Origin of the sequence: Blautia sp. MSJ-19 (assembly GCF_018918125.1) — a bacterium.
Classification (GTDB): Bacteria; Bacillota; Clostridia; order Lachnospirales; family Lachnospiraceae; genus Blautia_A.
Window position 1 is genome coordinate 48,276 of sequence record NZ_JAHLQA010000015.1, and the last position, 24,452, is coordinate 72,727.

The following is a 24,452-nucleotide window of genomic DNA, read 5'->3' on the forward strand; positions in this document are numbered from 1 at the left end:
TCCTTTCTTTTGTAATTTCCTGTAAAGTAAAAAAAGAGAAGAGATCCTTTTGGATCATCCTCTCTTATTATGCTGTGAATCCAGCTATTTCAGTCTTGTATTTTTATGAACCTGTGCCAATTCTTTCATTTCTTTTGCATTATCAAAAACAGCCTGCGTGATCTCTGCACCGCTCAGAAGTCTTGCCAGCTCTCTCACAGAATCATCGCCCTCCAGCGGATGAATTTCCGTGATCGTCTCCGTGCCTTTCTGATGCTTCTCAATTTCAAAATGTGTATCTGCCATCGCCGCAATCTGCGGAAGATGCGTAATACACAATACCTGATGACATTTCCCGATCACTGCCATTTTTTCGGAGACTTTCTGCGCTGTCCTTCCACTGATACCTGTATCAATCTCATCAAAGATCAGCGTTTCGATCTGATCACGATCCGCAAGGAGCGCTTTAATTGCCAGCATGATCCTGGAAAGCTCACCACCAGATACGATCCTTCCCAAAGGTTTGACACTTTCTCCGGGATTGGTTGAAATCTCATATTCTATATCGTCAAAACCATTGTCGGTATACTCTTTTTTTCTCTGGAAATCAATATGAAACTGTACATCCAGAAAATTCAGATCTTTCAGCCCTTCAATAATTCTGGCTGTCAGCATCTGGCTGTATTTTTGCCGGATTTCAGAAAGTTTATTCGAAACCTTATCCAGTTGTCTGCAGCTTTTTTCCACTTGCTGTTTTGCCTTCTGGAAGTTTTCCTCATATCTGTCAAGATCTTCCAGTTTTTGTCTCTGTTTTTGGGCATAAGCAGAAATTTCTTCTACGGACTGTCCGTATTTTGCCTTGAGATTATTGATCAGATCCAGTCTTTTCTCTGTCTCATAAAAAGTTTCATCATCAAAATTCAAATCTTCAACATAAGAAGACAATTCTCTGTTAAAATCACTCAGCAAGCTGTCAATCTCCTGAAGCACAGACGACATGGACTCCAGCTGACTGTCATATTCTGTAACACGTGAAAGCTCCCGCACCGCATTCCCCACTGCTTCACCGGCCCCCTGTGCAGAATCATTTCCAGTCAGATCTCTTACTCCCTGCAAAGTCTCCAGGATTTTCTTCCCATTGTTCAGCTTTCGGTAGAGATTTTCCAGTTCCTCATCCTCACCCGGGCGAAGCTGTGCGCTCTCGATCTCGCCCACTTCAAATTCGAGAAAAGCACGTTCTCTGTTTCGCTGTTCCTCATCCATATCAAGTGCTTTTAATCGTTTCATGCAGTCACGATATGTATGATAGGCACTTTTTACTTCTTCTTTTGCCGGATAAATTTCCTCTTTGCCATACGCATCCAGAATCTCCAGCTGCTTGTCCTGATACAGCAGCGACTGATGCTCATGCTGACCGTGAATATCCAAAAGGCAGGAAGCTACTGCTTTCATCTGTCCGACTGTACAGGTTTCTCCATTGATCTTATTGATACTTCTGCCATCCAGAATCTTACGAGTCAAAAGTACCTGCCCCTCTTCCAGCTCGATTCCAAGTTGGTGAAGTGCCTCCTCCGCTCTTGGATTCTCTACCTGAAAAAGCAGTTCCACCAGCGCATAACCGGCACCTGCCCGAATCATATCTCTTGCGATTCTTCCTCCCAGGATCAACTGCATAGATCCAAGAAGAATGGATTTACCTGCGCCGGTCTCACCGGTCAGAATATTCAGTCCCGGTCCAAATTCGACTTCAATATCTTCAATAAGTGCCAGATTCTTCACATGAAGATGAACTAACATAATTTCAGAATTCCTTTCAGCTTCTCAGCTACGATCTCTGCCTGTTCCCCATCGCGTGCCACACACATTACTGTATCGTCTCCTGCAATGCTTCCAAGAATCTCTTTCCATTTCAGTGCATCCAGTGCTGCTGCCACACCCATTGCCATGCCCGGAACTGTACGAATCACAAGCATATTCTGTCCCACATCAAGCGATGTGAGCGCGTCATGAAGAATCCTTGTGTACTTGTCTCCAAGTTCTGCTGACGGTTCTGCCAGAATCGCATAACGGGATTTGCCGTCTTTTCCTGCAACCTTCATCAGTTTCAACGCACGGATATCTCTGGAAACAGTCGCCTGTGTTACTTTAAATCCTGCTGCATTCAGTCTTGCCGCAAGTTCCTCCTGTGTATCAATATCATACTGCTGGATCAGTTCTATGATCTTGTCATGTCTTGCACTTTTCACTGCATTCCCTCCATCACACAGCAGATGCTCTGTTATCCTCGAGCATCTGCTTCACATTTCCTGTTATTCCATCTTCTGTCTCAATATCTCTACAAAACTCAAATGATTCAGTTTCAGGATCTTTACGCTGACAGAAGCCTTGCGAATAACTATCCTGTCTCCCGTCACAATCGGAATCTCAGTATCTCCATCAAAGGAGGCAAGTCCCTGTTCCTGCACCTGCCGTCTTCCCTCTCCAAGCTCCACTGTGATCACATCTTCCTTCGGAAAAATAATACTTCGCGTATTTAAAGTATGTGGTGCGATCGGAGTCATCAACGTCATTGCCGCATTTGGAGATACGATCGGTCCTCCGCAGGAAAGGCTGTAACCGGTAGACCCTGTAGGTGTGGCAATGATAATGCCATCTGCATTGTAGGAATTCAAATAGACATCATTCACATAATTTTTGAACCGTACAACACGGAGCGGTCCCTCTCTGCCTATTACAATATCGTTCAGTGCGATATCCTGTCCAATGATCTTATCACCATGCCAGACGGTTCCTGTAAGCATCATTCTCTCTTCGATCTCATAATCATCTGTGATCAGTTTATCCAGTGCAGCATGCACCGACTGTTTATCAACTTCCGCAAGAAAGCCCAGCGTTCCCAGATTGATTCCCAGCATTGGAATCTCTCTGTGCACTACATCTCTGGCTGCCTGAAGAAGGGTTCCATCTCCCCCCAGTACAAGAATACACTGGGTTTTCTCCGGAATCAGATCTGGATTTGTATAATGATAAGCTCCTTCCAGTTTGCGTTCAGCCTGCTGAATCTGACACTGTTTTCCATTTTTTTCAAGATACGCAACGATTTCATTTGTAATCTGAAAATCTTTGTCTTTATCACTGTTTGTGATGATATAAAACTTGTCCATCTCCCCTAAGCCTTCCTTAATCCAGCTGGCTGTGTGCCTCCTGCACAACAGCTTCAGGTGTCACCTCAAGAGATGACTGGATTACTTCGCCCTCCGGTCTTTTCTTTAAATGAAGCAGATATTCAATATTGCCCTCCGGTCCTTTGATTGGTGAAAAAGAAAGATGAGATGGTTCCATTGCAATCGAAGATGCATATGCAATTACCTTTTCAATGACTTCCAGATGAACTGCAGGGTCACGGACTACTCCCTTTTTGCCAACTTTTTCTCTTCCGGCTTCAAACTGTGGTTTGATCAGACAGACGATCTCTCCATCTTCTGTAAGCAGATTACGCACCGGAAGAAGTACCTTTGTCAAAGAAATAAAAGATACATCAATAGACGAAAACTGTGCCGGTCCCTCAATATTTTCCGGAAGCACATAGCGGATGTTTGTTTTTTCCATGCACACAACACGAGGATCGTTGCGAAGTTTCCAGTCAAGCTGTCCATATCCGACATCAATAGAATAAACTTTTACCGCACCATTCTGCAGCATGCAATCCGTAAATCCTCCTGTAGATGCACCAACATCCATGCAGACTTTGCCATCCAGTGAAACGCCAAAATTATTCATGGCCTTTTCCAGCTTCAGTCCTCCACGGCTCACATACGGAAGTGTATTCCCACGGACTTCGATCTTTACAGTCTCTTTGAACATCGTTCCCGCTTTATCTTCTTTTTGTCCGTCTACATAAACATCTCCGGACATGATATATGCTTTTGCTTTCTCTCTGGAAGGTGCAAGTGCACGCTCCACCATCAAAAGATCCAGTCTTTTCTTCATTCCTGCTCCTCATATTCCTCTATTGCATCGAGAATATCCGGTGCTGACAGACCAATCTTGGCTCTCAGGCTTGCGACTTCTCCATGCTCCACAAAACGGTTCCAGATTGCGATCGGAAGTACTCGTACATCCGGATGACAGGCTTCCATATAAGCTGCCACATGCTCGCCAAATCCACCATTTTTGACATTTTCTTCTACTGTTACAAATAATTTATGCTCTTTTGCAAGTTCATCAAGAAGTTCCGTATCCAGAGGCTTTACAAACCTGACATTTACAAATGTAGGATCTTTCCCTCTGTTCTTCAGTTCCCTGTACACCTGCTCGCAGACCTGTGTCATGCTTCCCACTGACAGAATCGCTGTTTTTTCTCCCCGGTAAAGAACTTCACTTTTTCCAAAGCGGATCGGACTCTCAAATTCTTCCAGTCCCTGATATGCAGTTCCTTTTGGATAACGAATCGCGCATGGTCCTGCTGCATGAACAGCAAATTCCAGCATTTTTTCAAGTTCTCTGTCATTCTTTGGTGCCATAACAGTCATATTCGGCATCATAGTCAGATAGGACAGATCAAAATTTCCCTGATGTGTTTCTCCATCAGCCCCGACAAGACCTGCCCTGTCAATAGCAAAAATCACATGCAGATTCTGCATACAGACATCATGAAGCATCTGGTCTACCGCCCTCTGAAGAAAAGACGAATAAATTGCAACTACCGGTATCACTCCGCCGAGTGCCAGACCTGCTGCAAAGCTGACCGCATGTTCTTCTGCTATACCGACATCAAACAGACGGTCCGGAAAAGCTTTTTCGAATTCTTTAAGGCCGGTCCCTTCTTTCATTGCAGCAGTAATACCAACCAGTTTTGAATTATCTTTTCCAAGTTTTACCATTGCTTTTGCAAACACATCCGTATAAGTCGGTCCTTTTTTCACAGAAAGCTGTCTGCCGGTCTGTATATCAAACGGACCGGTTCCATGAAACTGATCCGGATGCAGGCTCGCCGGTGCATATCCCCTTCCCTTCTGGGTCAGAACATGAACGATCACCGGACCTTCCACACGTTTGGCCTCATTAAAAAGCTTCATCATCTGTCGCATATCATGTCCGTCTACCGGTCCAAGATATGTCAGTCCCATATTTTCAAAAAGCATACCCGGTATGATCAGCTGCTTGATGCTGCTCTTGGTCTTGCGCATGGTATCCACCACCGCTGTTCCGACCTTTGGTATCTTCTTGAGTGTCTTGGTCACATTCAGTTTCATTCCTGTATATGCTTCTGCAGTACGCAGCGCACTCAGATAAGAAGACATTCCTCCGACATTTTTGGAAATCGACATATTGTTATCATTGAGTACAATGATAAAATTTGTTTTTAATTCTGCGGCATTATTTAACGCTTCATATGCCATGCCTCCGGTCAGTGCCCCGTCTCCGATCACAGACACTACACGGTATTTCTGTCCCAGAAGATCTCTTGCTCTTACATATCCAAGCCCCGCAGAGATCGAATCTGAACTGTGTCCGGCATCAAACGCATCACAGTCGCTTTCACCTCTCTTTGGAAATCCGCTCATTCCGCCTTCTTTTCGGAGATTTTTGAAACCGTCTTTTCTTCCTGTCAGGATTTTATGCGTATATGCCTGATGTCCCACATCCCATACGATCTTATCCTGTGGAAAATCCAGTACATTGTGTAAAGCCAGCGTCAGCTCTACCACACCAAGATTTGATGCCAGATGGCCCCCCGTCTGACTGACTGACTCGATCAGAAATTCTCTGATCTCATCTGCAAGCTGTGGAAAATCTGCCAAAGCTATCTTGTGTATATCATTAGGCTTATTGATCTTTTCCAACATCCTTCGTATCCCTCTTTCATTTCCTGCGGCTTGCCATTTCAATGACAAGTTCTGTCAGGAATTCATTTTTATTATATAGTCTGTCCAGAACTTCCAGAGCTCTTTCAGAAAGTTCTCTTACCTGTTCAGATGCCTTCTCTACACCGAAAAGAGTCACATAAGTAACTTTATTATTTTTCTCATCGCTGTGTACCGGCTTCCCCAGTTCCTGGCTGGTACTGGTCACATCCAGAATGTCATCCTGTATCTGGAAAGCCAGGCCAATATCTGATGCTGCCCGCTCGATCATAGCTGTCTGTTCTTCATCCGCACCTGCCAGAACCGCTCCGGTCATCATAGAAGCCTCGATCAATGCAGAAGTCTTGTGTTCATAAATATAATCCAGCAGTTCTTTTTCCAGCGGCTTGCCATCATTCTCGACATCCACACTCTGTCCGCCAAGCATCCCATAAATACCTGTTTTCTCTGCCATGATCCGAACCGCACGAATGACCCTGTCTTTATCCTGCGTCATATCAAATGCACGGAACATCGTTTCATAAGCATAATTCAGGAGTGTTACGCCACTCAGCACCCCCATCGCTTCTCCATATACTTTGTGCGTGGTCAGACGTCCCCTCCGATAATCATCATTGTCGATTGCCGGCAGATCATCGTGGATCAGCGAATGTGTATGGATCATTTCGATTCCTGCCATAAACGGTTCCGCAAGCTTTTCTTCTCCGCCAAAAAGGCGTAATGTTTCCAGAAGAAGAATCGGACGCAGTCTCTTGCCTCCGGCACACATACTGTAGTTCATCGCCTGTGCCATGGTTCTGGAAAATCCTTTTTCCTCCGGAAGCCATCTGCGGATCACCTCTTCTGCATAATCCGTTCTCTGCTGTAATTCTTCTTTAAAATTCACGTAATGTCCCATCCTCATCCATCTGAAGCATCTTTTTTTCTACAGTATCCAGTCTGTCACTGCAGTATTTCAGAAGCTCCATGCCTTTTTTGTATAAACGAAAAGAATCCTCCAGTGATGTCTCACCACTTTCCAGCTTTTCAGCAATGGTGTCCAGTTCCTGAAAGACTTCTTCTACTTCTTTATCCTGTGTATCTGTTTTCTGAATCTGTTCTGTCATTTATTCCAGTCTTCCTTCCTGCTGCTCCGTACCTCTGCTTCGATCACACCATCCGTTACAGAAATTTCCACCAGTTCGCCCGGCCACACCTGTTCTGTTGATATGATTCCGTTTCCGTCTCTGTCTGTAACAAAAGAATATCCCTGATTTAATTTGTATAACGGCGACAACCCTTTATATCGTTCCAGATAGATTCCCAGAGTATGCCGTTCTTCTGCCAGACGATTTCGCATTGCTTTTCGCAGCACTTCCTCCAGGTCAGCCAGACGCTGTCGATTATCCCGAAGCTTTGTTTCCGGATTCAGGTACTGAAACCGCATCTGATGCTGCTCTAACTGTATCCGTGCAAGTTCTGTCCTGCGCTGCATCCCCCGCTGCAGTCTGTCTCTCAGTCCGGCCATATTCTGCAGAATCTGTCTGAAATCTGCCACTGCAAGTTCGGCGGCTGCCGAGGGTGTCGGTGCACGAAGATCTGAAACAAAATCAGCAATCGTGAAATCCGTCTCATGTCCCACTGCTGATATGATCGGGGTCTGACACTCAAAGATGGCTCTTGCAACTTTTTCTTCGTTAAATGCCCAGAGATCTTCGATAGAACCACCGCCACGTCCGACAATGATCACATCCACATCAGATCGATCCAGCATCTGAATGCCATGTACGATACTGTCTGCCGCACCTTCGCCCTGTACCAGGGCCGGATAGAGAATAATCTGTATATAGGGATTTCTTCTCAGGGAAATATTCCGGATATCCTGCACAGCCGCTCCGGTAGGTGCTGTAACCACTCCCAGCCGCCGTACATAGGCAGGAATCGGCTGCTTATATTCCCGGGCAAACATCCCCATCTCTTCCAGCTCTTCTTTCAGTGCAAGAAATCTCTCATAAAGTGCTCCCGCACCCTCCAGCGTAATCTCTCTGGCATACAGCTGATAACGTCCATCTCTTTCATATACATCCACCGCACCGCCTACAACGACCCGATCCCCATCTTTCATGCGGAACGCCAGTCCTCTGCGATGTCCGGCAAACATCACACAGGAAAGTACTCCTGTTTCATCCTTCAGTGAAAAGTAAATATGTCCGCTGGTATGATATTTGCAATTGGAGACTTCTCCTTTTACATAAATCTTCTGTAAAATAAAGTCCTGCGTAAACATATTCTTGACATATCGATTGACCTGTCCTACTGAAAAAATATTTTTCATTTTTATTATTCTGCGCTTTCTTCGGACGCTTTCTGATCTTTCTGGACTTTTGCATCTTTCTTAGAAGATCTGATAATGATCTTTGCAGAATGAGTCTGACGACGAGGTTTTTTGTGTTCTTCGCCGGAATCCTTTTTGCCACTGGCAATCTTTCCAAGGATACCATTGACAAAAGAGCCAGAATCTTCACCACCAAAAAGTTTGGCAAGTTCTACTGCCTCATTGATCGCAACTCCAACCGGCACATCCTCATCCATTTTCATTTCATATACCGCCAGACGCAGTGCAGTCAGGTCCACACGGTTCATTCGTGATGTCTTCCATCCACGGCTGTAATCGTTCAGGATCTGGTCAATCTCACTCAGATGTTCCAGAATATGGTCATACTTCTGCTGGATTGCCTCCTGATCTGCCTCTGCCAGTTCACCAAGACCGTCAAAATAGATTGACAGCTGCTCCGGCATTTCGTTTTCTGTATTGAACTGTGTCATAAACAACAGTTTAAAAATATGTTCTCTCTGCTCGCTTCTTCGCATGTTTCCTCCTAAGGAAATGTCTGCTAAAGCAGACATTCATTATTTCCATATAAAACCATGGTTACCCGCATTTCAGGGCCTGATAAAGAAAAAAGGAAAGAAACACTTTCCTTTTTCCGGTTACGTTTACTTATCTTTTTCGCTCTCCATATCTACACCTGCAATGCGAATATTTACATCTGCAACTTCCAGGCCAGTCATATTTTCAATGGATGATTTTACTTTATCCTGAACCTTCTTGCTTACTTCAAGGATATTCTTACCAAATTCAATATTCAGGGTAAGGTCTACAGTCACAACGCCTTCCAGAACAGTTACTTTAACACCCTTGGAAAGATTCTTGACTCCAAGTTTGCTTACCAGTTCATTGGTAATGTTGCCTTCCATGGAAGCAACACCCTCTACTTCTGTAGCAGCCAGTCCTGCGATAACGGTTACGACTTCATCAGCGATCTTGACTTCACCGATTCCACCTACATCCTGTAATTTATAAGTTGTTCTTTTTTCTGCCATTCCAATTCCTCCTGCGGATTCCGAATCGAATTTTTTGATAGCTTTAGTATATCAAATCTGATCCAAAAATAAAAGCGTTTATTTACTGAATTCCGTCAGCACCAGATTCGGATTTCTGTCTTCTGTCATACCTACACTCCATGCATTGACAAACAGCAGCAGCGGATTGCCTTTGAGGTCTGTGACTTTTTTCATATCAGAAGTTCCGGTAATCTTGGAAACATCCACTTCTTCCTTGTTTGCGATCCAGCGGATATGCTCATAAGGCAGATTTTCCAGACGGATTTCTACATTGTATTCATTTTCCAGACGATATTTCAGAACGTCAAACTGCAGGACACCTACAACACCCACGATGATTTCTTCCATACCAGTATTGAATTCCTGGAAAATCTGGATTGCACCCTCCTGCGCGATCTGATTGATTCCCTTCACAAACTGCTTACGTTTCATAGTATCGATCTGACGAACCCTTGCAAAATGTTCCGGTGCAAATGTCGGAATACCCTCAAATGCAAATTTATTGCCTGGTGAACAGATCGTATCACCGATGGAGAAGATACCCGGATCAAACACTCCTATGATGTCTCCGGCATATGCCTCGTCTACCACATGACGGGATTCCGCCATCATCTGCTGTGGCTGGAGAAGACGCATCTTCTTTTCACCCTGCACATGATACACTTCCTGAGACGCATCAAATTTACCGGAACAAATACGCATAAACGCAATTCTGTCTCGATGGGCCTTATTCATATTTGCCTGGATCTTGAATACAAAAGCAGAGAAATCATCAGACATCGGATCGATCTCTCCCTCATCTGACACTCTCGGAAGCGGAGAAGTTGTCATCTTGAGGAAATGTTCCAGAAAAGTTTCCACTCCGAAGTTGGTCAGTGCAGAACCAAAAAATACCGGTGTCATATTTCCCTTACTTACCTGCTCCTGATCAAAATCCACGCTTGCTCCATCCAGAAGTTCGATTTCTTCCATCAGCTGTTCTCTCTGATCCGGATCCACGATCTCATTCAGACGCTCATCATCAATATCGATTTCCTCGATCACGCCTTCTTTGGTTCCCTTCTGTGTATCAGAGAATGTCAGGACCTTATGTGTATTCCGGTCATAAACTCCACGGAATTTTTTGCCTGAGCCGATCGGCCAGTTGATCGGACACGTTGCGATTCCGAGTTCTTTTTCTATTTCGTCCAGAAGATCAAACGTATCATTTGCATCTCTGTCCATTTTGTTGATAAACGTAAAAATAGGAATGTGACGCATAACACAGACTTTAAACAGTTTTCTGGTCTGTGCCTCCACACCTTTGCTTCCGTCAATGACCATGACTGCTGAATCCGCAGCCATCAGGGTACGGTAAGTATCTTCAGAGAAATCCTGATGTCCCGGTGTATCCAGAATATTGATACAATAGCCGTCATAATGAAACTGTAGTACAGAAGAAGTTACGGAAATACCTCTCTCTTTTTCTATTTCCATCCAGTCAGATACTGCATGGCGGGCTGTGGCTTTACCCTTAACACTGCCTGCCAGATTAATGGCACCTCCATACAGCAGGAATTTCTCAGTCAGAGTTGTCTTACCTGCATCCGGGTGGGAGATAATGGCAAAGGTTCTTCTTTTTTCTATTTCTTTCGCATACTTAGACACGTTTTGCCTCCTGTCTATGATCCATTTTTCAATTTTCTAATTTCTATACAACTTTTTATTCTAGTATATGAAATACCCTGATGTCAAGAAAAAGCTCTGTCTAAAAAAAGACAGCACAACTGCCCGGATCAAAAAATCCGGGCAGACGCACTTCAGTCATAAATTCCTTCGGTTACGATATCTTCTCCTGCTGTCTCCTGCTCTTCATATGTATCCGTCTCTTCCTGCTGACTGTCCTGTTCTGTATCCGCAGCTGCATCCTCTTCGCTTTCATTTAATGGGGTGATCACGATATTCTCCGGTGCGATCCCTGTCTTACGTTTTACAATATCCTCAATCTGTGCACGCTGTGCATCCTCCAGATCTGTCTGAGGCACGACCACATCTGCTGTTTCCCCCGTCAGATTGACCACTGCATTTTCGAACCCTTTTGCCTCCAGAAGCATTTCCGCAGCTGCTTCTTTTTCAGATATCTCTGTCATCTGCACCATGGTATTTACTGCTTCCTGTTTCTGATCCTCTCCAACTTCTGTATTATTCAGGATTTCCTGCAAATCTGCCTTGTTCTGAGAGCGCACCTGTTCTCTGGAAAGCTTTGCCTGTGCAGCAAAATCGGACGCACCGGTCAGCACCGCTTCTCCAGGCGTACTTCCCGCATCCGGAATTTCTGCAGTTTCTGTAACATCTCCTGCATTTTCGTTCTCTGCGACTGTCTGATCACTCAGGTCATACTCCACCTGGTCCAGAATACTGGCACTGTCCGTACTGGCTTCTTTGTCTCCCGGAAGCAGATCCACATCTGCAAAATTCAGATACCCGGCTACCGCAATAAGAATTGCCAGTGAGGTAATGATCACCTGATTTTTCCTGAATATTTTTTTCACCTTTTCACTCCTCATTTCATTTTCATTATTTTAATTTTATGAGCCTCTATCTGAAATAATGCCATAACCGCCTGCTGTATTTTCTGTACTGTAACAGAATTATCTGCTCCCTCTGCAACGATCAGCACTCCCGTTACCTGTGTCTCTCCTGAGTCATACAATCCCTGTCCACCATCCGTCATCAGCATCACTTTTACTCTTCCCACACCTTCTGCATGTTCCAGCAGTGTTTCCAGTTTTCCCTCCAGTTCTGTTTTGGTTTCTGCTGCAGCAGTACTCTCCGCGATGCTTTCAGAAATTGTTTCTGTTTTCTTTTTACTGTCCGTTCCGGAAACCGGAAGTGCCGCTACCATCAAAAGCAGTCCCAGAAGCAGAATCACCAGCCATTGCCGTTTCCCCATCGTTCCCAACAATGAACTGACAGTCTTTTTCCTGAATTCCGAAGTTCTGCGCGAGCACATCATACATTCTCCTTTCCTGTTCTCTGTCCGGTTCCTCTTTCAGGTACAGTACTGTCGTGATTTTCTTACTGTTTATATGTACGACAACCTTCCCTGCTTTTATTCCTGTTCTGTCACATTCTTCCATAATTTCTTTTTCAAGTTCTTCCTCAAATCCATCTCTGATATAAAGACTCTGCAGATTCTGCATATTTTTTATCTCCATCCCGGCAAGCTCTTTTTGATAATTGCTGTGAAAAGTCTCCACCATCTCCTGACCGCGTCCAAACAGGGTCAGCATGGCCGCACACAGAATGTAGATCAGAAGAAGTCCCATAAACAGACGAATATACCTCTCATATTTCAGATCCGGCACCAGATGCAGAACCATGGAAAATACAATATAAAATACCGCAAGTGTTCGGATCCACTGATAAATTTCTGCTTTCATACCTTTCCTCCCAGTCCCGTCATCAAAATCAGGAAATCCAGCATGCACAGAATTTCTGCTGTAAAAATGACTTTCAAAAGAAGCACGCAGCCTTCTCCCATCGCAGTCAGAGATTCTACGATTCTTTTATCTGAAACAGGCTGTGCTACCGCCGCCAGAAAACGATACGCCAGTGACAGAATTCCATAGTGCAGCACTGGTCCGGCTCCAATTGCCACAAATGCCAGCAGTATCACTACGCCAAGACTGTTCCGTACAAGTACTGCGCTTGTCAGTACCAGCTCTGTCACCATATTTACCGCATTTCCCACTCCCGGCAATGCACCGGCAGCCCTTCCAAGCATCCCTCTTTTCAACGTATCCATTACAGGTGCCACAAGATTTCGTATGACCTGCAATCCTACGGCCGCCCCCAGCAGAGTCTTCAGTCCCCATCTGACTGCCGTATCAATCAGTTCTGCCATTTTCCCAAGCATCTCTTCTCTGGAAAGATGGTTCACCAACGACAACATTACATAAAGTCCTGCTCCCGGCAAAAAGATCTGTCTGATCAGGCACTGGATCATCCAGGTCAGGATCAGTACTCCTTCATAAAATACAGAAGCGGTCGCTGTACCTGCAGATACACTGACTGTAAGAAAATATGCCGGTGCAAGCCCCCTCATAAATTCTGTCATCCACGAAAGTGTCTGCTGCAGAGACAGGCTCATATCTGTAAATGCGTCCATAAGAAGTATAAAAAGCAACAGATAAACAAGATAAAAACAGATATCTCCAATCTGTCCACTGTCAAAAGCAGCCGCAAAATCAGCAAATATCGCAGCAAGTAATACCAGTAGCAACAGTCTGACAAAAAGGCCTTTTTCTTTTTCCATCTGTGCAAAAAAACATCTGTACAGAAGTTCCCGGATGCTCTCACCAGAAAGAACCTTCTCTCCTTTCACCAGCTTTGCCAGGGTCTCTTTCATCGAAAAGCTCTGTTCTCCAAGCATTTCATCCAGCATCCCCTGTACCTGGGAAAGCTCCAGCTCGTCCAGAAGACGATCTGCCGTTTCCGTCCCTGTATCTGTTCCTGCTGCGTTTTCTGTGTCTGTCTTCTCTGTTGTCTCTTCTGCTGTCCATTCTGCTGCCAGACATTTCTCCGTCCGACAAGACAGTAACAGAAGAAAAAGGACTGCCAGACTTATCAGACCTCTCTTCATCCCAGAAACTCCTGAATCGTTTCCAGTAATGCCATGAGTATCGGAACACTCAGCACCATTACAGAAAGTTTACAGAAAAGTTCAATCTGTGCAGCTGTCGCCTGATGCCCGGCATCCTTACAGATTCCCGCAGAAAATTGCCCGATATAGGTAATCCCCACCATCTTGATCAAGGTAAAAAAATATTCCTGGCTGATAGCCAGGTCTTCCTGTATCTTTCCAAGCGTCTCAAAAAGATACTGCAGTTTTTCCACCGCAAACCCAAGAATAAGGACTCCTATCCCCATCGTAATAAAGGATACATATTCCGGTCTTGTATTTTTGAGGAAAAATCCCAGTACAACTCCGCTGATTCCCAACAGTGAAATTCTGACAATGTCCATAACTCCTCCCGTTTCAGACTACAAACAGTTTCTGGATACTCTGAAACAATTCATAAATATACGGAACGATCCAAAACAACACGATCAGCAATCCTGCCAGACTTACCATAAAAGCCTGTTCTTCTCTCCCACTGTGTTTCAGTACCTGTGAAAGAATGGAAACCAGAATCCCCACTGCCGCGATCTTAAAGATAATGGTAACTTCCATTTCCACTCCTTTCCCCGGATCTTACCAGAATAACACGGCCAGCATAATGCCTCCCATAGTTCCCAGACTACGATACAGCTTCTTTTTTTCTGCCTTGTCCTTTCGCAGCGTCTCCAGAAAATGCTGAAAATCTTCCTCATACAGTTCAAGCTGCCGAAGCTGCATCTCCCGGTCCAGATATCCCAGTCGCTTTCCCAACATACGAATCCTGTTTTTCTCCCCTTCTTCCAGGCTGAGTTTTGGCAGATACTGCTCCGCACACTTTTCAACAATCAAATGCAGGCTTTCCTCTGTATTTGTATCCATACAGTCTGCTGCTCCCCTGAAAAAATCCGCATAATTTTCCCCGCATCGTGCAGCCGTATTCCGGAATGCATCCGACAGTCCACTGTTTCCGCAACGGATTTCTCCCTTCAGATACAATACCGCCTGTAAGAATTCCTCAAGATTCTTCTCCCTCAGGGTAAGCTCCCGGCTTTTTGAATATCCGATTCCAACGGATGCCAGAATAATCATTGCCGCGCCGATCAGTTTCCGCATGTTTTCCCCTTCCCGTCATAAATTTTTTCTATACTCCCGGCATGTCCTTTTTTTCCCAGAACGATATAGCGCTCAAAAACCTTCATTTCTTTTAACTCTCTGAAAAAAGGCTGACACAGGATATCTTCCAGTGAATTTCCATGTGCAGTTGCCAGCAGTTTGCACCCACAATGAATGACCGACTCTACTGCACAGAAATCTTCTTTTTTTCCCAGCTCATCTACTGCCACCACATCCGGTGACATGGATCGTAGCAGCATCTGCATCCCTTCCGCCTTTGGACAGGCATCCAGCACATCTGTACGCATTCCCAGATCATTTTGCGGCACTCCCTGATAGCAGCCTGCCAGCTCACTTCGTTCATCTACCACTCCAACCGTCATTCCATGCATATATGCTGTCCCATTACTGATCTGCCGGATCATATCACGAAGTAATGTTGTCTTTCCACATCCCGGAGGTGCGATCAGCAATGTATGACAGATCTGCTTTTTTTCGCAGATAAAAGGCATCACATTATCGGCACATCCCTTTATCTGATGCGCAAGCCGTACATTGATTCCGGAAATGTATCTCATTCCCCTGATTCGTGTTCCATCCAGAACAACTTTTCCCGTTACTCCTATTCGATGCCCTCCCTGTACACTCAGATATCCCTGTCTCAGTTCATCCTCATAGGCATACAGCGAATATCCACTGATATATTCCAGTGTCTCTTTGAGGTCCTGTTTTGTGGCAAGATAAGGAAGTCCGTTTCTGTTTCGAAGACAATGTTCCCCCTCTTGTGAATGCAGAAATACTGGTCTGCCTGTCCGAAGTCTGATCTCATACAGTTTTTCATAATCCGGGCATTCTTCCTCCAGAAGTTTCCGGATATTCCCGGCAAATAAATTCGGAATCTGTCCTGCTCTGATCGTCCTCACCTCTTTTACATTAATATATGTGCCGTTACCGAATTTAGTACGAAAAAAACTCCCGCAGCTTTCGCTACGGGAGTTGAACTTCCATATGTTCCCAACGCAATTCCATCGGTTTGCGCGCCCACACCGCTCCGCTGTACTCTTCTCCGAGTTCCAGCATAATATAAGATCCGTCATCCATCGAAATCGTCCGAAGATCTCTGGACAGACCTTCCCCTGTCCATTTGATATAAGCCTCACGTAATACCCATTGTGCAAAAAAGGCTTTTTCCGGCTCATCACTGTCCAGGATTTCTCTGATCATCTCTGCCGGAACCATCCGCTCCAGCATTCGCTCATAATTGACCTTTTTGTGAATCTGCACATCAATTCCGACTTCCTGTCCTGCAATGATACACATCACATATTTCCCGGAATGCGTGATATTGTAATGAATTTTTGGCTGAAGGGTGAGAAACGGCTTGCCATGTTCTCCTGTTGCTCTTGGCTCAAAAGACAGTTTCAGTCCATACTCTCTGTACAGCCCTGCCGCCAAAAGCTTTTCCCCTATCATATGTTCCATATTTTTGTGCTCATACTGCTGTGGGATCTCTGTAAAATAAATAACTGCATTCATACTCCAGCCTCCTTTAAGAACCGGGACGGATCTCGTTTCTTTTCATATTGCTGTCTCACGTAACACAAAGTCAGCCGTTTTCTGGCACGGGTCATTCCAACATAGAACAGCCTTCGTTCTTCTTCGATCGCAGGTTCCAGTACAGCTTTTCTGTAGGGCATGCTCCCCTCATTTACATTGAGGATATATACCTTATCATATTCCAGCCCTTTTACACCATGAAGCGTGGAAATCAGAACACCCTCCCGCTCCTGTTCTGCCTTTCGAGCCTGCTCGTCCAGTCTTTCTGTATAGTCCTGTATGTAGTTTTCCCATTCTTCGAGACTGTTCATCCCTCTGGTGCTCTCTGTCAGCCTGTCCAGAATCTCGCTTAACTCTTCTGGCTTTATTTTACGATACTCTGCATATTCATGCAAGTATTCTTCGTATCCCATTCCCTTACGGATAAAATTTATCGCTGCATATGGTGCCAGTCCCTTCAGTATCCGAAGATGTGTCTCCAATGTTGTGAGCCGGTCACACATCCAGTCTTTTTCTTTATAAAAATCCTTCAGCTGCTCAAAAGATATTTCCGCTGATATTGTCACTGCATCCCTGCCAATGTATCTGTTGGGACGATTCATAAATTCCAGAAAATTTTTCCTGCTTCTGTCACCTGCTGCAAATCGCATATATGCCAACAGGTTTCGACAGATCCAATGATGAAACAGATTTGGAAGCTTCTCTTTCATGTTAAAGGGAACCTGTCTCTCCATCAATGCCCCCACAAGGCCTTCTGCTTCCTGATTTGTTCTCAGAAGTATCGCCGTGTCTTCCAGACATTCGCCCCTCTCCAGTCGGTCTCTAAGTTCTGACACGACTGTCAGATATTCCTCGCGCGGATTCTGGAATTCCCTGATCCGGACCGCTTCTCCCGACTCATTCGGCGTAGACAGTCTTTTAAAGAAACGATTCTGATTCTGCCCTATCACCTGCATCGCCGACGAAAGGATCCTGCCACTGCAGCGATAGTTTACATTCAGCGTTACTGTCTCAGCTTCCGGATAATCTCTGTTAAAATTCAACATGATCTCCGGTCTTGCTCCCCGAAAATGATAGATTGACTGATCATCATCTCCCACAATAAAGAGATTATCCTGTGGTTTTGCCAGCATACGTACAATCTCATACTGAAGCTGATTGATATCCTGAAACTCATCCACCAGAATATATTGAAATTTATTCTGCCAGGCTGCCAGAATGTCTTTGCGTTGTTCAAACAATTCATAGCAATACAACAGCATGTCATCAAAATCCAGCTTGCGCCTGTTCCGACATGCTTCACGATATCCCTGATAGATCTGACGGAATACCTCATCCGGACAGCAGGAAGAATAATAATGTTCCAGTGAGATCCGATTACCTTTGACTACACTGATCTCTTTGGCAATTTCTTCTGAAAAATCTCCTTCTTCTGCCAGTTCACCGCCAAAATTCAATGCCAGTTCCTGAAGGATCCCCGTCTTTTCTTCTTCCGAAAGAATATTTGCCGCAGTGAAGCCATATGCCTGTTTTAATATTCCATAAAACACTCCGTGAAAAGTCCCAAATGTGACCGGTGTATACGACTGCTCCGTAAAACTCAGGAAACGTTCCTTCATTTCTTTTGCCGCCGCTCTCGAAAATGTCACCACCAGAATATTGGAAGGCGAGATTCCTCCCTCTTCTGTCATATATGCAGTTCTCTCTACTATAACGGAAGTTTTCCCCGAACCGGGGCCTGCCAGGACCATCATTGGACCTGACAGGTGGGCGATTGCCCTTTGTTGAGATGGATTTCTTTTTATCATTGATTACTCTCAGCTGAGTTTTTCGATTGCAGCCTTTACACGTTTCAGTGTTTCTTCTTTGCCAATGATCTCCATGATCTCAGTTGCACCAGCCGGTGTCATCTGTTTGCCGGATACAGCTGTACGGAGCGGCCACATAACATAACCATTTTTATATCCTTTTTCTTTGACAAATGCACTTAAAGATGCAAACAGTGGATCATTGGTATAATCTTCCTGTGCCTCCAGTACCGGAAGTACTTCCTTCAGTACTGCAAGAGAAGTCTCTTCGTTTGTTTTCATCTTTTTATGACAGTACATTGCAGAATCATATTCCGGAACTTCTTCAAAGAAATCAATCAGTGCCGGAATGTCCGGGAATGTTTCGATTCTTGTCTGCACCATACCTGCGATCTTGCGGAAGTTATAATCTTTTTTAAGAACCTTCTTCATATATGGAAGTGCTCTCTCATAAAATTCTTCCGGATCCATTTTTTTGATATATTCTCCATTCATCCAGCGAAGTTTGGTAATATCAAAGACTGCCGGTGATTTGCTGATATGGTGATAATCAAATGCCTTTACCAGTTCCGGAAGAGAAAAGATCTCACAGTTGTCCTGCGGGCTCCATCCAAGCAATGCTACAAAGTTTACGATTGCTTCTGTAACAAAGCCCTGATCCAGAAGATCCTCATAAGAAGAATGCCCAGAACGTTTGGACAGTTTCTGATGTTCTTCATTTGTGATCAGCGGACAGTGCACATACACCGGAATCTCCCATCCGAATGCTTCATAGATACGATTATATTTTGGTGCTGAAGAAAGATATTCATTTCCTCTGACTACATGTGTGATTCCCATAAGATGGTCATCTATTACATTTGCAAAGTTATAAGTCGGATATCCGTCAGATTTGATCAGGATCAGGTCTTCCATCTCCTCATTATTGACAGTGATATCACCATAGATCACATCATGGAATGTAGTAGTTCCTTCTGTCGGCATATTAAAACGGATTACGTGCGGCTCCCCTGCATCAAGACGTCTCTGTACTTCTTCTTTTGACAGATGCAGACATCTCTTATCATAAATGGAAATCTCTTTTCCTGCCACTACACGCTTCATGGATTCCAGCTCTTCGGCTCCACAGAAGCAATAGTATGCATCTCCCTGTTCAATCAGCTGCTGTGCATATTTCAGATACAGTCCGGATGCCTGTCTCTCGCTCTGTACATACGGTCCAAATCCTTTGTCTTTGTCCGGACCTTCGTCATGAATAAGGCCTGTACCCGCCATCGTACGATAGATGATGTCTACAGCCCCTTCTACATAACGTTCCTGGTCGGTATCTTCAATTCTAAGAATAAAATCTCCGTCCTCATGTTTTGCGATAAGATATGCATAGAGTGCTGTACGAAGATTTCCTACATGCATTCTTCCTGTCGGACTCGGTGCAAATCTTGTTCTGATCTTTGTCATGTTCTCTTTCCTGCCTTTCAAAAATGTAAAACCCCTGAGACATTGCTGCCTCAGGGAATGTTTTCTGCTAAATTATGCCTCGCAAATAGTACCTGTCCATCAGCTACTATGCTTCAATACCTCTGCCTCTAAGATACTCGATCACATCTCCCACTGTTGCCAGCTCTGTCAGCTCTTCTGCAGGGATTTCAATATTGTACTCATCTTCCAGAGCCATTACCAGTTCAAAAAGATCCAGTGAATCTGCTCCAAGATCATCTTTAAAAGAAGTGTCTGTTGTAATTTCGCTTTCTTCGCAGTTTAACTGTTCTGCGATCATTTTTCTCATTTCTTCTAACATTGCCATTTCTCCTTTATCAAGTAACACTTTTACTCTACTTTGATGTGCAAAGTATATATTCTGGAAACCTATTTGTCAATAGATTTTGCCCATTTTAGAGAAGCCTTTCCGGCTCCTTGAATTTAATCTGCCGGGACACACTCAAAGCCAGTCCCATCTCCGCCATCAGGAACAGGATTGACGTACCACCATAGCTGATAAACGGCAAGGTGACACCCGTATTCGGCATCAGATTTACCACAACGGCGATATTAAAGATCACCTGTAATGCAATATGTATAAATATGCCGCTTACCATCAGAGAGCCAAACATATCCGGTGCATTCTGTGCAATAAAGAACAGCCTGTACAGAAGATATGCAAACAACAACAGAACGATTACCCCACCGAGTATTCCCAGTTCCTCGCATACAATAGAAAAAATCATATCGTTCTGAGCCTCCGGCACACTTCCAAGCTTCTGGATGCTGTTACCAAGTCCACGCCCCAGAAAGCCACCTGAACCAATCGCATACAATGCCTGAATCGTCTGATATCCGTCTCCGGATGCATAATCCTCCGGATGCAGCCATACCAGAATACGTCTCAGACGGAAACTGGAACTTGTATCCATGGAAGCATTCAAGGTCAGAACAAAGATTACCGCCAGCACGATCACAACCGCTGCTGCGATCAGAAACGGCTTTGTTTTCGGGTGTGCAATAAAAAAGATTCCTACAGTGATACAGAAAATGATGATTGCCGTACTGAGGTTTTCTGTAAATGCATATGCCAGAAATGCCAGTGCGGTTCCACTGCCTCCCATCATCATAAGTCCCTTCAGCGTATTTATCTTTTTGCCCATATGAACCGCCATATATGACAGGCACACAATGACAGCGATCTTTGCAATCTCTGATGGCTGAAAAGAAAGCGGTCCCAGATTCAGCCAGCGGCGTGCACCATTGGCAGTTCGTCCAAGCGGTGTCTTAACCAGCATCATCAGAATTGCTGCCATCCCATACAGAACCCCTACAAATCGTGTAAGAATATGGTAATCGATCCGCGAAATTCCGAGAGCTGCTATGATACATACCAGACTGATAGCCGCCTGCTTCTTAAAATAATACATATCATCGCCGTAATTCACCTCTGCCATATAGGAACTGGTACTGTAAAGCATGACCAGACCAAAACAGGTCAGCAGGATAATGACAGCAACCAGGCTGTAATCATAGTAATCTGTGTGCTTTTTTCTATTAGATTTTTTTGCTGTTTTTTTTACTGTCTTTTTTTCTCTGCTCATAGTGTACAGTATAGCAGACTCCTTTCTCATCCGCAAGAAAAAACAGGGAAACGGCAAATAATCCGTTTCCCTGTTTAAACAGTCCATTATTATTTATCACTGTCATTATCGATGGCTGCTGTCTCAATGACAAATTTGACATTTCCATCCATATTATCAGTTTTTCCTGTAAAGGAATCATAAGCATTATCATCAGAACGAAGTGCATCCAGGCGATCCAGGATATCCTGAAGATCATCCTCTACGATATCAGAAAGTTTCTGGATTCCCTCTTCATCAAATTCTTTTGTTCCATCTGAAAGTTTCTTTGCGCCTTCTGACAGATCTTTGATTCCTTTTTTCACCTGCTTGCTTCCGCTGCCAAGAGTCGCTGAACCACTTACAAGCTGCTGGGTACCAGATGCAAGCTGGCTCGCTCCACTGTTGAGTGTTCCACTGTTTGCAGACAGTTTATTTGCTCCACTGGTAAGCTGACTGGTTGCACTGGTGATCTGAGAAGTACCACTGGTAAGCTGTTTACTTGCACTGGTAAGCTGTTTTGCTCCGCTGGTAAGCGTCTTTCCACTGCTTTCCAGAGTGTTTGCTCCACTGGTGATCGTTGAATTTTTGCTTGTGAGCTCGGAAGCACCTGAAAGCAGACTGTCTGAGCCTGAATCAAGCTGGTCCATACCTGCCTGGAGCTGTTCAATACCTGATACCAGAGCATCCACTCCATCAGTCAGTGTATCCAGTGCTTCACCATCCATTTTTTCTCCAAGATAGGTCTGCATTGTTTTCTGCAGTTCCTGGATTCCTGCTTCCACAGCATCCGCTCCCTGCGTAAGAGACATATCCTCTGCAGTTGTTCCTTCTGCTGTTCCTTTATTCTTAAGTACATTTGCAGTTGCCACCATAGTCTGCACATCTTCACTCTCTGTGAGCTGTGTAAGTGCATCATCAATACCTGCCGTAAGCTGTTTGATTGCTGCCTGTACCTGTGTTGCTGCATCTGCATTCTGATCATTTTCGTCATTCAGTACTGCAAGACCATTCTCAATCTGAGAGAGTCCTTCCTGAAGCTGTGCTGCCGCATTGCTGACTGCTGCCGCCTGATCTCCCTGCGCACTGACTTCATCAGCTGCCGCCTGTACCTGTGCTGCCTGATCATACAGTCCGGAAACCTGATCTGCATGTGCTTCCAGGCTGGCTACACCGCCCTGTGCGGTCGCCACGCCACCGGAGATAGCTCCGATCGCACTCTGTACTGCGCTGTTGACTGCAGCTGCTGTTGCTTCATCCATAGAGGAAGTATCAATTCCATACAGAATATCGATTGCAGAGCTTGCACTGTCCAGACCTGCTGAAATTGTTCCGGCATCTCCCTGCAGTGCATCTCCCGTTCCTGCTGCTGCATTAACTGCACTTGCTGCTGATTCCAGCTGTGCCGCTGCTGAAGAACCTGATACGGCTTCTACAGATTCCGCTGCTGCCTGTGCGGTCTCCAGACCATTTTCAATCTGTTCGGTTCCTTCCGTTGGTGTATTACTTCCATCAGATGGATTGACCAGTGCATTAAGCTGATCTGCAGCAGTTTTTACATCTCCGACTTTTCCCACATAGTTGATCACACCGTCAGCAAACTGTCCAGTTCCTGCTGCATATTCTTTTGCACTTTCTGCAAACTGAACAATACTGGTAAGTGAACTCTGCAGTTCCGGAAGTTTTGCTTTGATCGCAGTCACGATCGTATCTACTGAACTCTTGAGCTGATTCAGACCATCAGCTTCTTCATCAATGCCATCTCCGATCTGTCCTACACCGTCCACATAAGTTTCCAGCCCGGATTTCAGAGTAGAAACACCTGCAACATATGCCTTAACACCGGTAGTCAGATTGTTGCTTCCCTTTATATAATCCTGTACACCTTTCGCCACTTTGTTGACACCGGTATTGTATTCACCAAGTGACTTTGTCAGTGTACCGACACCGGAGGCATACTGATTGACACCAGATGCAAGAGAATCTGCTCCGGATGTATAGGAAGCAATACCACTCTTAAGGGAAGCAGCTCCGCTGTTCAAGCTGCTGATTCCACTTGTCAGTGTACTGATTCCGGAATCAAATTCCTGATATTTTTCATCCAGTGTAGAAGCTCCGTCAGACAGCTCCTTACTTCCATCTACCAGCTGTGTTGCCGCATCTGTCAGTTCATCCATGGAATCCTTCAGATCATCCAGTCCGTCTATATCATCCAGATCCAGAGAATCCAACATATCGGTCAGTGCAAAAGTAAAGGTAGAACTCATACTGAAATCTGTGACATCAGCCTCCATCGTAAAGCTCTCAGGAATATCCAGATCGATATCCTTATCCACACTCTTGAGATCCAGGCTGTCAGCCAGTCCCGGCAGACCAATACCGATTGCGATATTTCTCTGACCATCAGAAAGAACTTTTCCATTGTCTATGGTAACATTTGTGAAGTTGTCAGTAGGAAGAATCATTGCTGTTACCATGACAAACGGAGAATACATCTCTGTATTTTTCTTTCCGACTTTTGTTTTGTTCTTTGTATTGTTTTTGTAATTAACTTCAATCTTGAGATGACCGCTCTTTCCTCCCAGGTCATCCGGATTGATCTGTGCGCCATTCAGATAATACTTAATCTCCATGGAAACAGGAAGTTCTTTTGTTGTAGTTCCCTGATAATAGATATCTTTATCTTCTGTATTCCAGGTCAGCTTATCTCCATCCTGTTCGAAAGTCTCATCGCCTTTGACATTCTTGATGTCTTTCAGATCAGAGACATCACTCAGATTTCCTGCAGATGCTGAATTTTTCAGCCAGTCAGAAACTGTGATCTCTTCCGGTGTACCATCTGCTGCAGCATTTACATATACAGTCTCTTCTTTTGAAATGTCTGTATTTGCTGCCAGAACCGGGCTGACTCCCATTACCATGGTCATTCCTACTGCCACAGAAGCTGCCACTGCTTTTTTTCTGTTTCTGTTCATGTTTTACGACTCCTTTTCCAGCCTTT

General features: G+C 44.7%; 25 protein-coding genes. All 25 read right to left on the reverse strand.

The window, feature by feature from the left end; genetic code table 11:
• Positions 1-84: 84 nt before the first annotated feature.
• The 25 genes from recN to KQI91_RS06490 all read right to left on the reverse strand — a co-directional run bounded on the left by recN (position 85) and on the right by KQI91_RS06490 (position 24,426).
• Positions 85-1,776: a DNA repair protein RecN gene (recN, locus tag KQI91_RS06370; RefSeq protein ID WP_216392020.1), complete on the reverse strand. Its 1,692-nt coding sequence runs from the start codon at positions 1,774-1,776 to the stop codon at positions 85-87.
• Entirely contained in the window at positions 1,770-2,225 is a 456-nt protein-coding gene (gene argR / locus KQI91_RS06375; protein ID WP_216392021.1) for an arginine repressor, read from the reverse strand. Before argR ends, recN begins: the two co-directional genes overlap by 7 nt.
• 63 nt (positions 2,226-2,288) lie before the next feature.
• Positions 2,289-3,143 (reverse strand): NAD(+)/NADH kinase, encoded by an 855-nt coding sequence (locus KQI91_RS06380; RefSeq protein ID WP_216392022.1) that lies wholly within the window; start codon positions 3,141-3,143, stop codon positions 2,289-2,291.
• 16 nt (positions 3,144-3,159) lie between these two features.
• Positions 3,160-3,969 carry a TlyA family RNA methyltransferase gene (locus tag KQI91_RS06385; protein WP_216392023.1) on the reverse strand — a complete coding sequence of 270 codons (810 nt, stop codon included), beginning with the start codon at positions 3,967-3,969 and terminating at the stop codon, positions 3,160-3,162.
• The gene (gene dxs, locus KQI91_RS06390; RefSeq protein WP_216392024.1) at positions 3,966-5,828 is read right to left on the reverse strand and encodes a 1-deoxy-D-xylulose-5-phosphate synthase; all 1,863 of its coding nucleotides are present in this window, start codon (positions 5,826-5,828) and stop codon (positions 3,966-3,968) included. Before dxs ends, KQI91_RS06385 begins: the two co-directional genes overlap by 4 nt.
• Positions 5,829-5,844: 16 nt before the next feature.
• On the reverse strand, positions 5,845-6,732 hold the full coding sequence (locus KQI91_RS06395; protein ID WP_216392025.1) for a polyprenyl synthetase family protein: 888 nt from the start codon (positions 6,730-6,732) through the stop codon (positions 5,845-5,847).
• Positions 6,722-6,952, reverse strand: a complete 231-nt coding sequence (gene xseB / locus KQI91_RS06400) for an exodeoxyribonuclease VII small subunit (protein ID WP_216392026.1) — start codon at positions 6,950-6,952, stop codon at positions 6,722-6,724. Before xseB ends, KQI91_RS06395 begins: the two co-directional genes overlap by 11 nt.
• Positions 6,949-8,160: an exodeoxyribonuclease VII large subunit gene (gene xseA / locus KQI91_RS06405; RefSeq protein ID WP_216392027.1), complete on the reverse strand. Its 1,212-nt coding sequence runs from the start codon at positions 8,158-8,160 to the stop codon at positions 6,949-6,951. The genes xseB and xseA overlap by 4 nt, the downstream gene beginning before the upstream one ends.
• A 5-nt stretch (positions 8,161-8,165) precedes the next feature.
• A complete protein-coding gene (gene nusB, locus KQI91_RS06410; RefSeq protein ID WP_216392028.1) occupies positions 8,166-8,696 on the reverse strand; it encodes a transcription antitermination factor NusB in 531 nt (176 codons plus the stop codon).
• A 126-nt stretch (positions 8,697-8,822) separates the two neighbouring features.
• Positions 8,823-9,209, reverse strand: a complete 387-nt coding sequence (locus KQI91_RS06415) for an Asp23/Gls24 family envelope stress response protein (protein WP_216392029.1) — start codon at positions 9,207-9,209, stop codon at positions 8,823-8,825.
• A gap of 78 nt (positions 9,210-9,287) precedes the next feature.
• Positions 9,288-10,877 (reverse strand): peptide chain release factor 3, encoded by a 1,590-nt coding sequence (locus KQI91_RS06420; RefSeq protein ID WP_216392030.1) that lies wholly within the window; start codon positions 10,875-10,877, stop codon positions 9,288-9,290.
• Positions 10,878-11,029: 152 nt separating this feature from the next.
• Positions 11,030-11,761: a SpoIIIAH-like family protein gene (locus KQI91_RS06425; protein ID WP_216392031.1), complete on the reverse strand. Its 732-nt coding sequence runs from the start codon at positions 11,759-11,761 to the stop codon at positions 11,030-11,032.
• An 11-nt stretch (positions 11,762-11,772) separates the two neighbouring features.
• Positions 11,773-12,114, reverse strand: a complete 342-nt coding sequence (locus tag KQI91_RS06430; protein WP_216392032.1) for a hypothetical protein — start codon at positions 12,112-12,114, stop codon at positions 11,773-11,775.
• A complete protein-coding gene (locus KQI91_RS06435; RefSeq protein WP_216392033.1) occupies positions 12,077-12,652 on the reverse strand; it encodes a stage III sporulation protein AF in 576 nt (191 codons plus the stop codon). The genes KQI91_RS06430 and KQI91_RS06435 overlap by 38 nt, the downstream gene beginning before the upstream one ends.
• The gene (locus KQI91_RS06440) at positions 12,649-13,854 is read right to left on the reverse strand and encodes a stage III sporulation protein AE (RefSeq protein WP_216392034.1); all 1,206 of its coding nucleotides are present in this window, start codon (positions 13,852-13,854) and stop codon (positions 12,649-12,651) included. The genes KQI91_RS06435 and KQI91_RS06440 overlap by 4 nt, the downstream gene beginning before the upstream one ends.
• A complete protein-coding gene (locus KQI91_RS06445) occupies positions 13,851-14,237 on the reverse strand; it encodes a SpoIIIAC/SpoIIIAD family protein (RefSeq protein ID WP_216392035.1) in 387 nt (128 codons plus the stop codon). The genes KQI91_RS06440 and KQI91_RS06445 overlap by 4 nt, the downstream gene beginning before the upstream one ends.
• A gap of 13 nt (positions 14,238-14,250) precedes the next feature.
• Complete coding sequence (spoIIIAC, locus tag KQI91_RS06450; RefSeq protein ID WP_216392036.1) at positions 14,251-14,445, reverse strand: stage III sporulation protein AC; 195 nt, start codon at positions 14,443-14,445, stop codon at positions 14,251-14,253.
• Positions 14,446-14,466: 21 nt separating this feature from the next.
• Positions 14,467-14,985, reverse strand: a complete 519-nt coding sequence (locus KQI91_RS06455) for a stage III sporulation protein AB (RefSeq protein ID WP_216392037.1) — start codon at positions 14,983-14,985, stop codon at positions 14,467-14,469.
• Positions 14,973-15,908: a stage III sporulation protein AA gene (spoIIIAA, locus tag KQI91_RS06460; protein ID WP_216392038.1), complete on the reverse strand. Its 936-nt coding sequence runs from the start codon at positions 15,906-15,908 to the stop codon at positions 14,973-14,975. Before spoIIIAA ends, KQI91_RS06455 begins: the two co-directional genes overlap by 13 nt.
• A gap of 64 nt (positions 15,909-15,972) precedes the next feature.
• Positions 15,973-16,521 (reverse strand): 4'-phosphopantetheinyl transferase family protein, encoded by a 549-nt coding sequence (locus KQI91_RS06465; RefSeq protein ID WP_216392039.1) that lies wholly within the window; start codon positions 16,519-16,521, stop codon positions 15,973-15,975.
• Positions 16,518-18,347 (reverse strand): ATP-dependent helicase, encoded by a 1,830-nt coding sequence (locus KQI91_RS06470; protein WP_216392089.1) that lies wholly within the window; start codon positions 18,345-18,347, stop codon positions 16,518-16,520. The genes KQI91_RS06465 and KQI91_RS06470 overlap by 4 nt, the downstream gene beginning before the upstream one ends.
• Positions 18,348-18,359: 12 nt before the next feature.
• A complete protein-coding gene (gene gltX / locus KQI91_RS06475) occupies positions 18,360-19,808 on the reverse strand; it encodes a glutamate--tRNA ligase (RefSeq protein WP_216392040.1) in 1,449 nt (482 codons plus the stop codon).
• Between the two features lie 106 nt (positions 19,809-19,914).
• Positions 19,915-20,148: an acyl carrier protein gene (acpP, locus tag KQI91_RS06480; protein ID WP_305855863.1), complete on the reverse strand. Its 234-nt coding sequence runs from the start codon at positions 20,146-20,148 to the stop codon at positions 19,915-19,917.
• Between the two features lie 94 nt (positions 20,149-20,242).
• Positions 20,243-21,433 (reverse strand): FtsW/RodA/SpoVE family cell cycle protein, encoded by a 1,191-nt coding sequence (locus KQI91_RS06485; protein WP_216392042.1) that lies wholly within the window; start codon positions 21,431-21,433, stop codon positions 20,243-20,245.
• A gap of 89 nt (positions 21,434-21,522) precedes the next feature.
• Complete coding sequence (locus KQI91_RS06490; RefSeq protein ID WP_216392043.1) at positions 21,523-24,426, reverse strand: hypothetical protein; 2,904 nt, start codon at positions 24,424-24,426, stop codon at positions 21,523-21,525.
• Positions 24,427-24,452: the final 26 nt, after the last annotated feature.

What these genes read in the sequence shown, in the direction of transcription:
- KQI91_RS06385 (WP_216392023.1), bottom strand. Translation starts at nt 3,969, where the DNA reads ATGAAGAAAAGACTGGATCTTTTGATGGTGGAGCGTGCACTTGCACCT.
- dxs (WP_216392024.1), bottom strand. Translation starts at nt 5,828, where the DNA reads ATGTTGGAAAAGATCAATAAGCCTAATGATATACACAAGATAGCTTTG.
- xseA (WP_216392027.1), bottom strand. Translation starts at nt 8,160, where the DNA reads ATGAAAAATATTTTTTCAGTAGGACAGGTCAATCGATATGTCAAGAAT.
- KQI91_RS06380 (WP_216392022.1), bottom strand. Translation starts at nt 3,143, where the DNA reads ATGGACAAGTTTTATATCATCACAAACAGTGATAAAGACAAAGATTTT.
- KQI91_RS06415 (WP_216392029.1), bottom strand. Translation starts at nt 9,209, where the DNA reads ATGGCAGAAAAAAGAACAACTTATAAATTACAGGATGTAGGTGGAATC.
- acpP (WP_305855863.1), bottom strand. Translation starts at nt 20,148, where the DNA reads ATGTTAGAAGAAATGAGAAAAATGATCGCAGAACAGTTAAACTGCGAA.
- recN (WP_216392020.1), bottom strand. Translation starts at nt 1,776, where the DNA reads ATGTTAGTTCATCTTCATGTGAAGAATCTGGCACTTATTGAAGATATT.
- KQI91_RS06465 (WP_216392039.1), bottom strand. Translation starts at nt 16,521, where the DNA reads ATGAATGCAGTTATTTATTTTACAGAGATCCCACAGCAGTATGAGCAC.
- nusB (WP_216392028.1), bottom strand. Translation starts at nt 8,696, where the DNA reads ATGCGAAGAAGCGAGCAGAGAGAACATATTTTTAAACTGTTGTTTATG.
- gltX (WP_216392040.1), bottom strand. Translation starts at nt 19,808, where the DNA reads ATGACAAAGATCAGAACAAGATTTGCACCGAGTCCGACAGGAAGAATG.
- KQI91_RS06435 (WP_216392033.1), bottom strand. Translation starts at nt 12,652, where the DNA reads ATGAAAGCAGAAATTTATCAGTGGATCCGAACACTTGCGGTATTTTAT.
- KQI91_RS06485 (WP_216392042.1), bottom strand. Translation starts at nt 21,433, where the DNA reads ATGAGCAGAGAAAAAAAGACAGTAAAAAAAACAGCAAAAAAATCTAAT.
- KQI91_RS06430 (WP_216392032.1), bottom strand. Translation starts at nt 12,114, where the DNA reads ATGGTAGCGGCACTTCCGGTTTCCGGAACGGACAGTAAAAAGAAAACA.
- spoIIIAC (WP_216392036.1), bottom strand. Translation starts at nt 14,445, where the DNA reads ATGGAAGTTACCATTATCTTTAAGATCGCGGCAGTGGGGATTCTGGTT.
- KQI91_RS06490 (WP_216392043.1), bottom strand. Translation starts at nt 24,426, where the DNA reads ATGAACAGAAACAGAAAAAAAGCAGTGGCAGCTTCTGTGGCAGTAGGA.
- KQI91_RS06455 (WP_216392037.1), bottom strand. Translation starts at nt 14,985, where the DNA reads ATGCGGAAACTGATCGGCGCGGCAATGATTATTCTGGCATCCGTTGGA.
- KQI91_RS06445 (WP_216392035.1), bottom strand. Translation starts at nt 14,237, where the DNA reads ATGGACATTGTCAGAATTTCACTGTTGGGAATCAGCGGAGTTGTACTG.
- KQI91_RS06440 (WP_216392034.1), bottom strand. Translation starts at nt 13,854, where the DNA reads ATGAAGAGAGGTCTGATAAGTCTGGCAGTCCTTTTTCTTCTGTTACTG.
- xseB (WP_216392026.1), bottom strand. Translation starts at nt 6,952, where the DNA reads ATGACAGAACAGATTCAGAAAACAGATACACAGGATAAAGAAGTAGAA.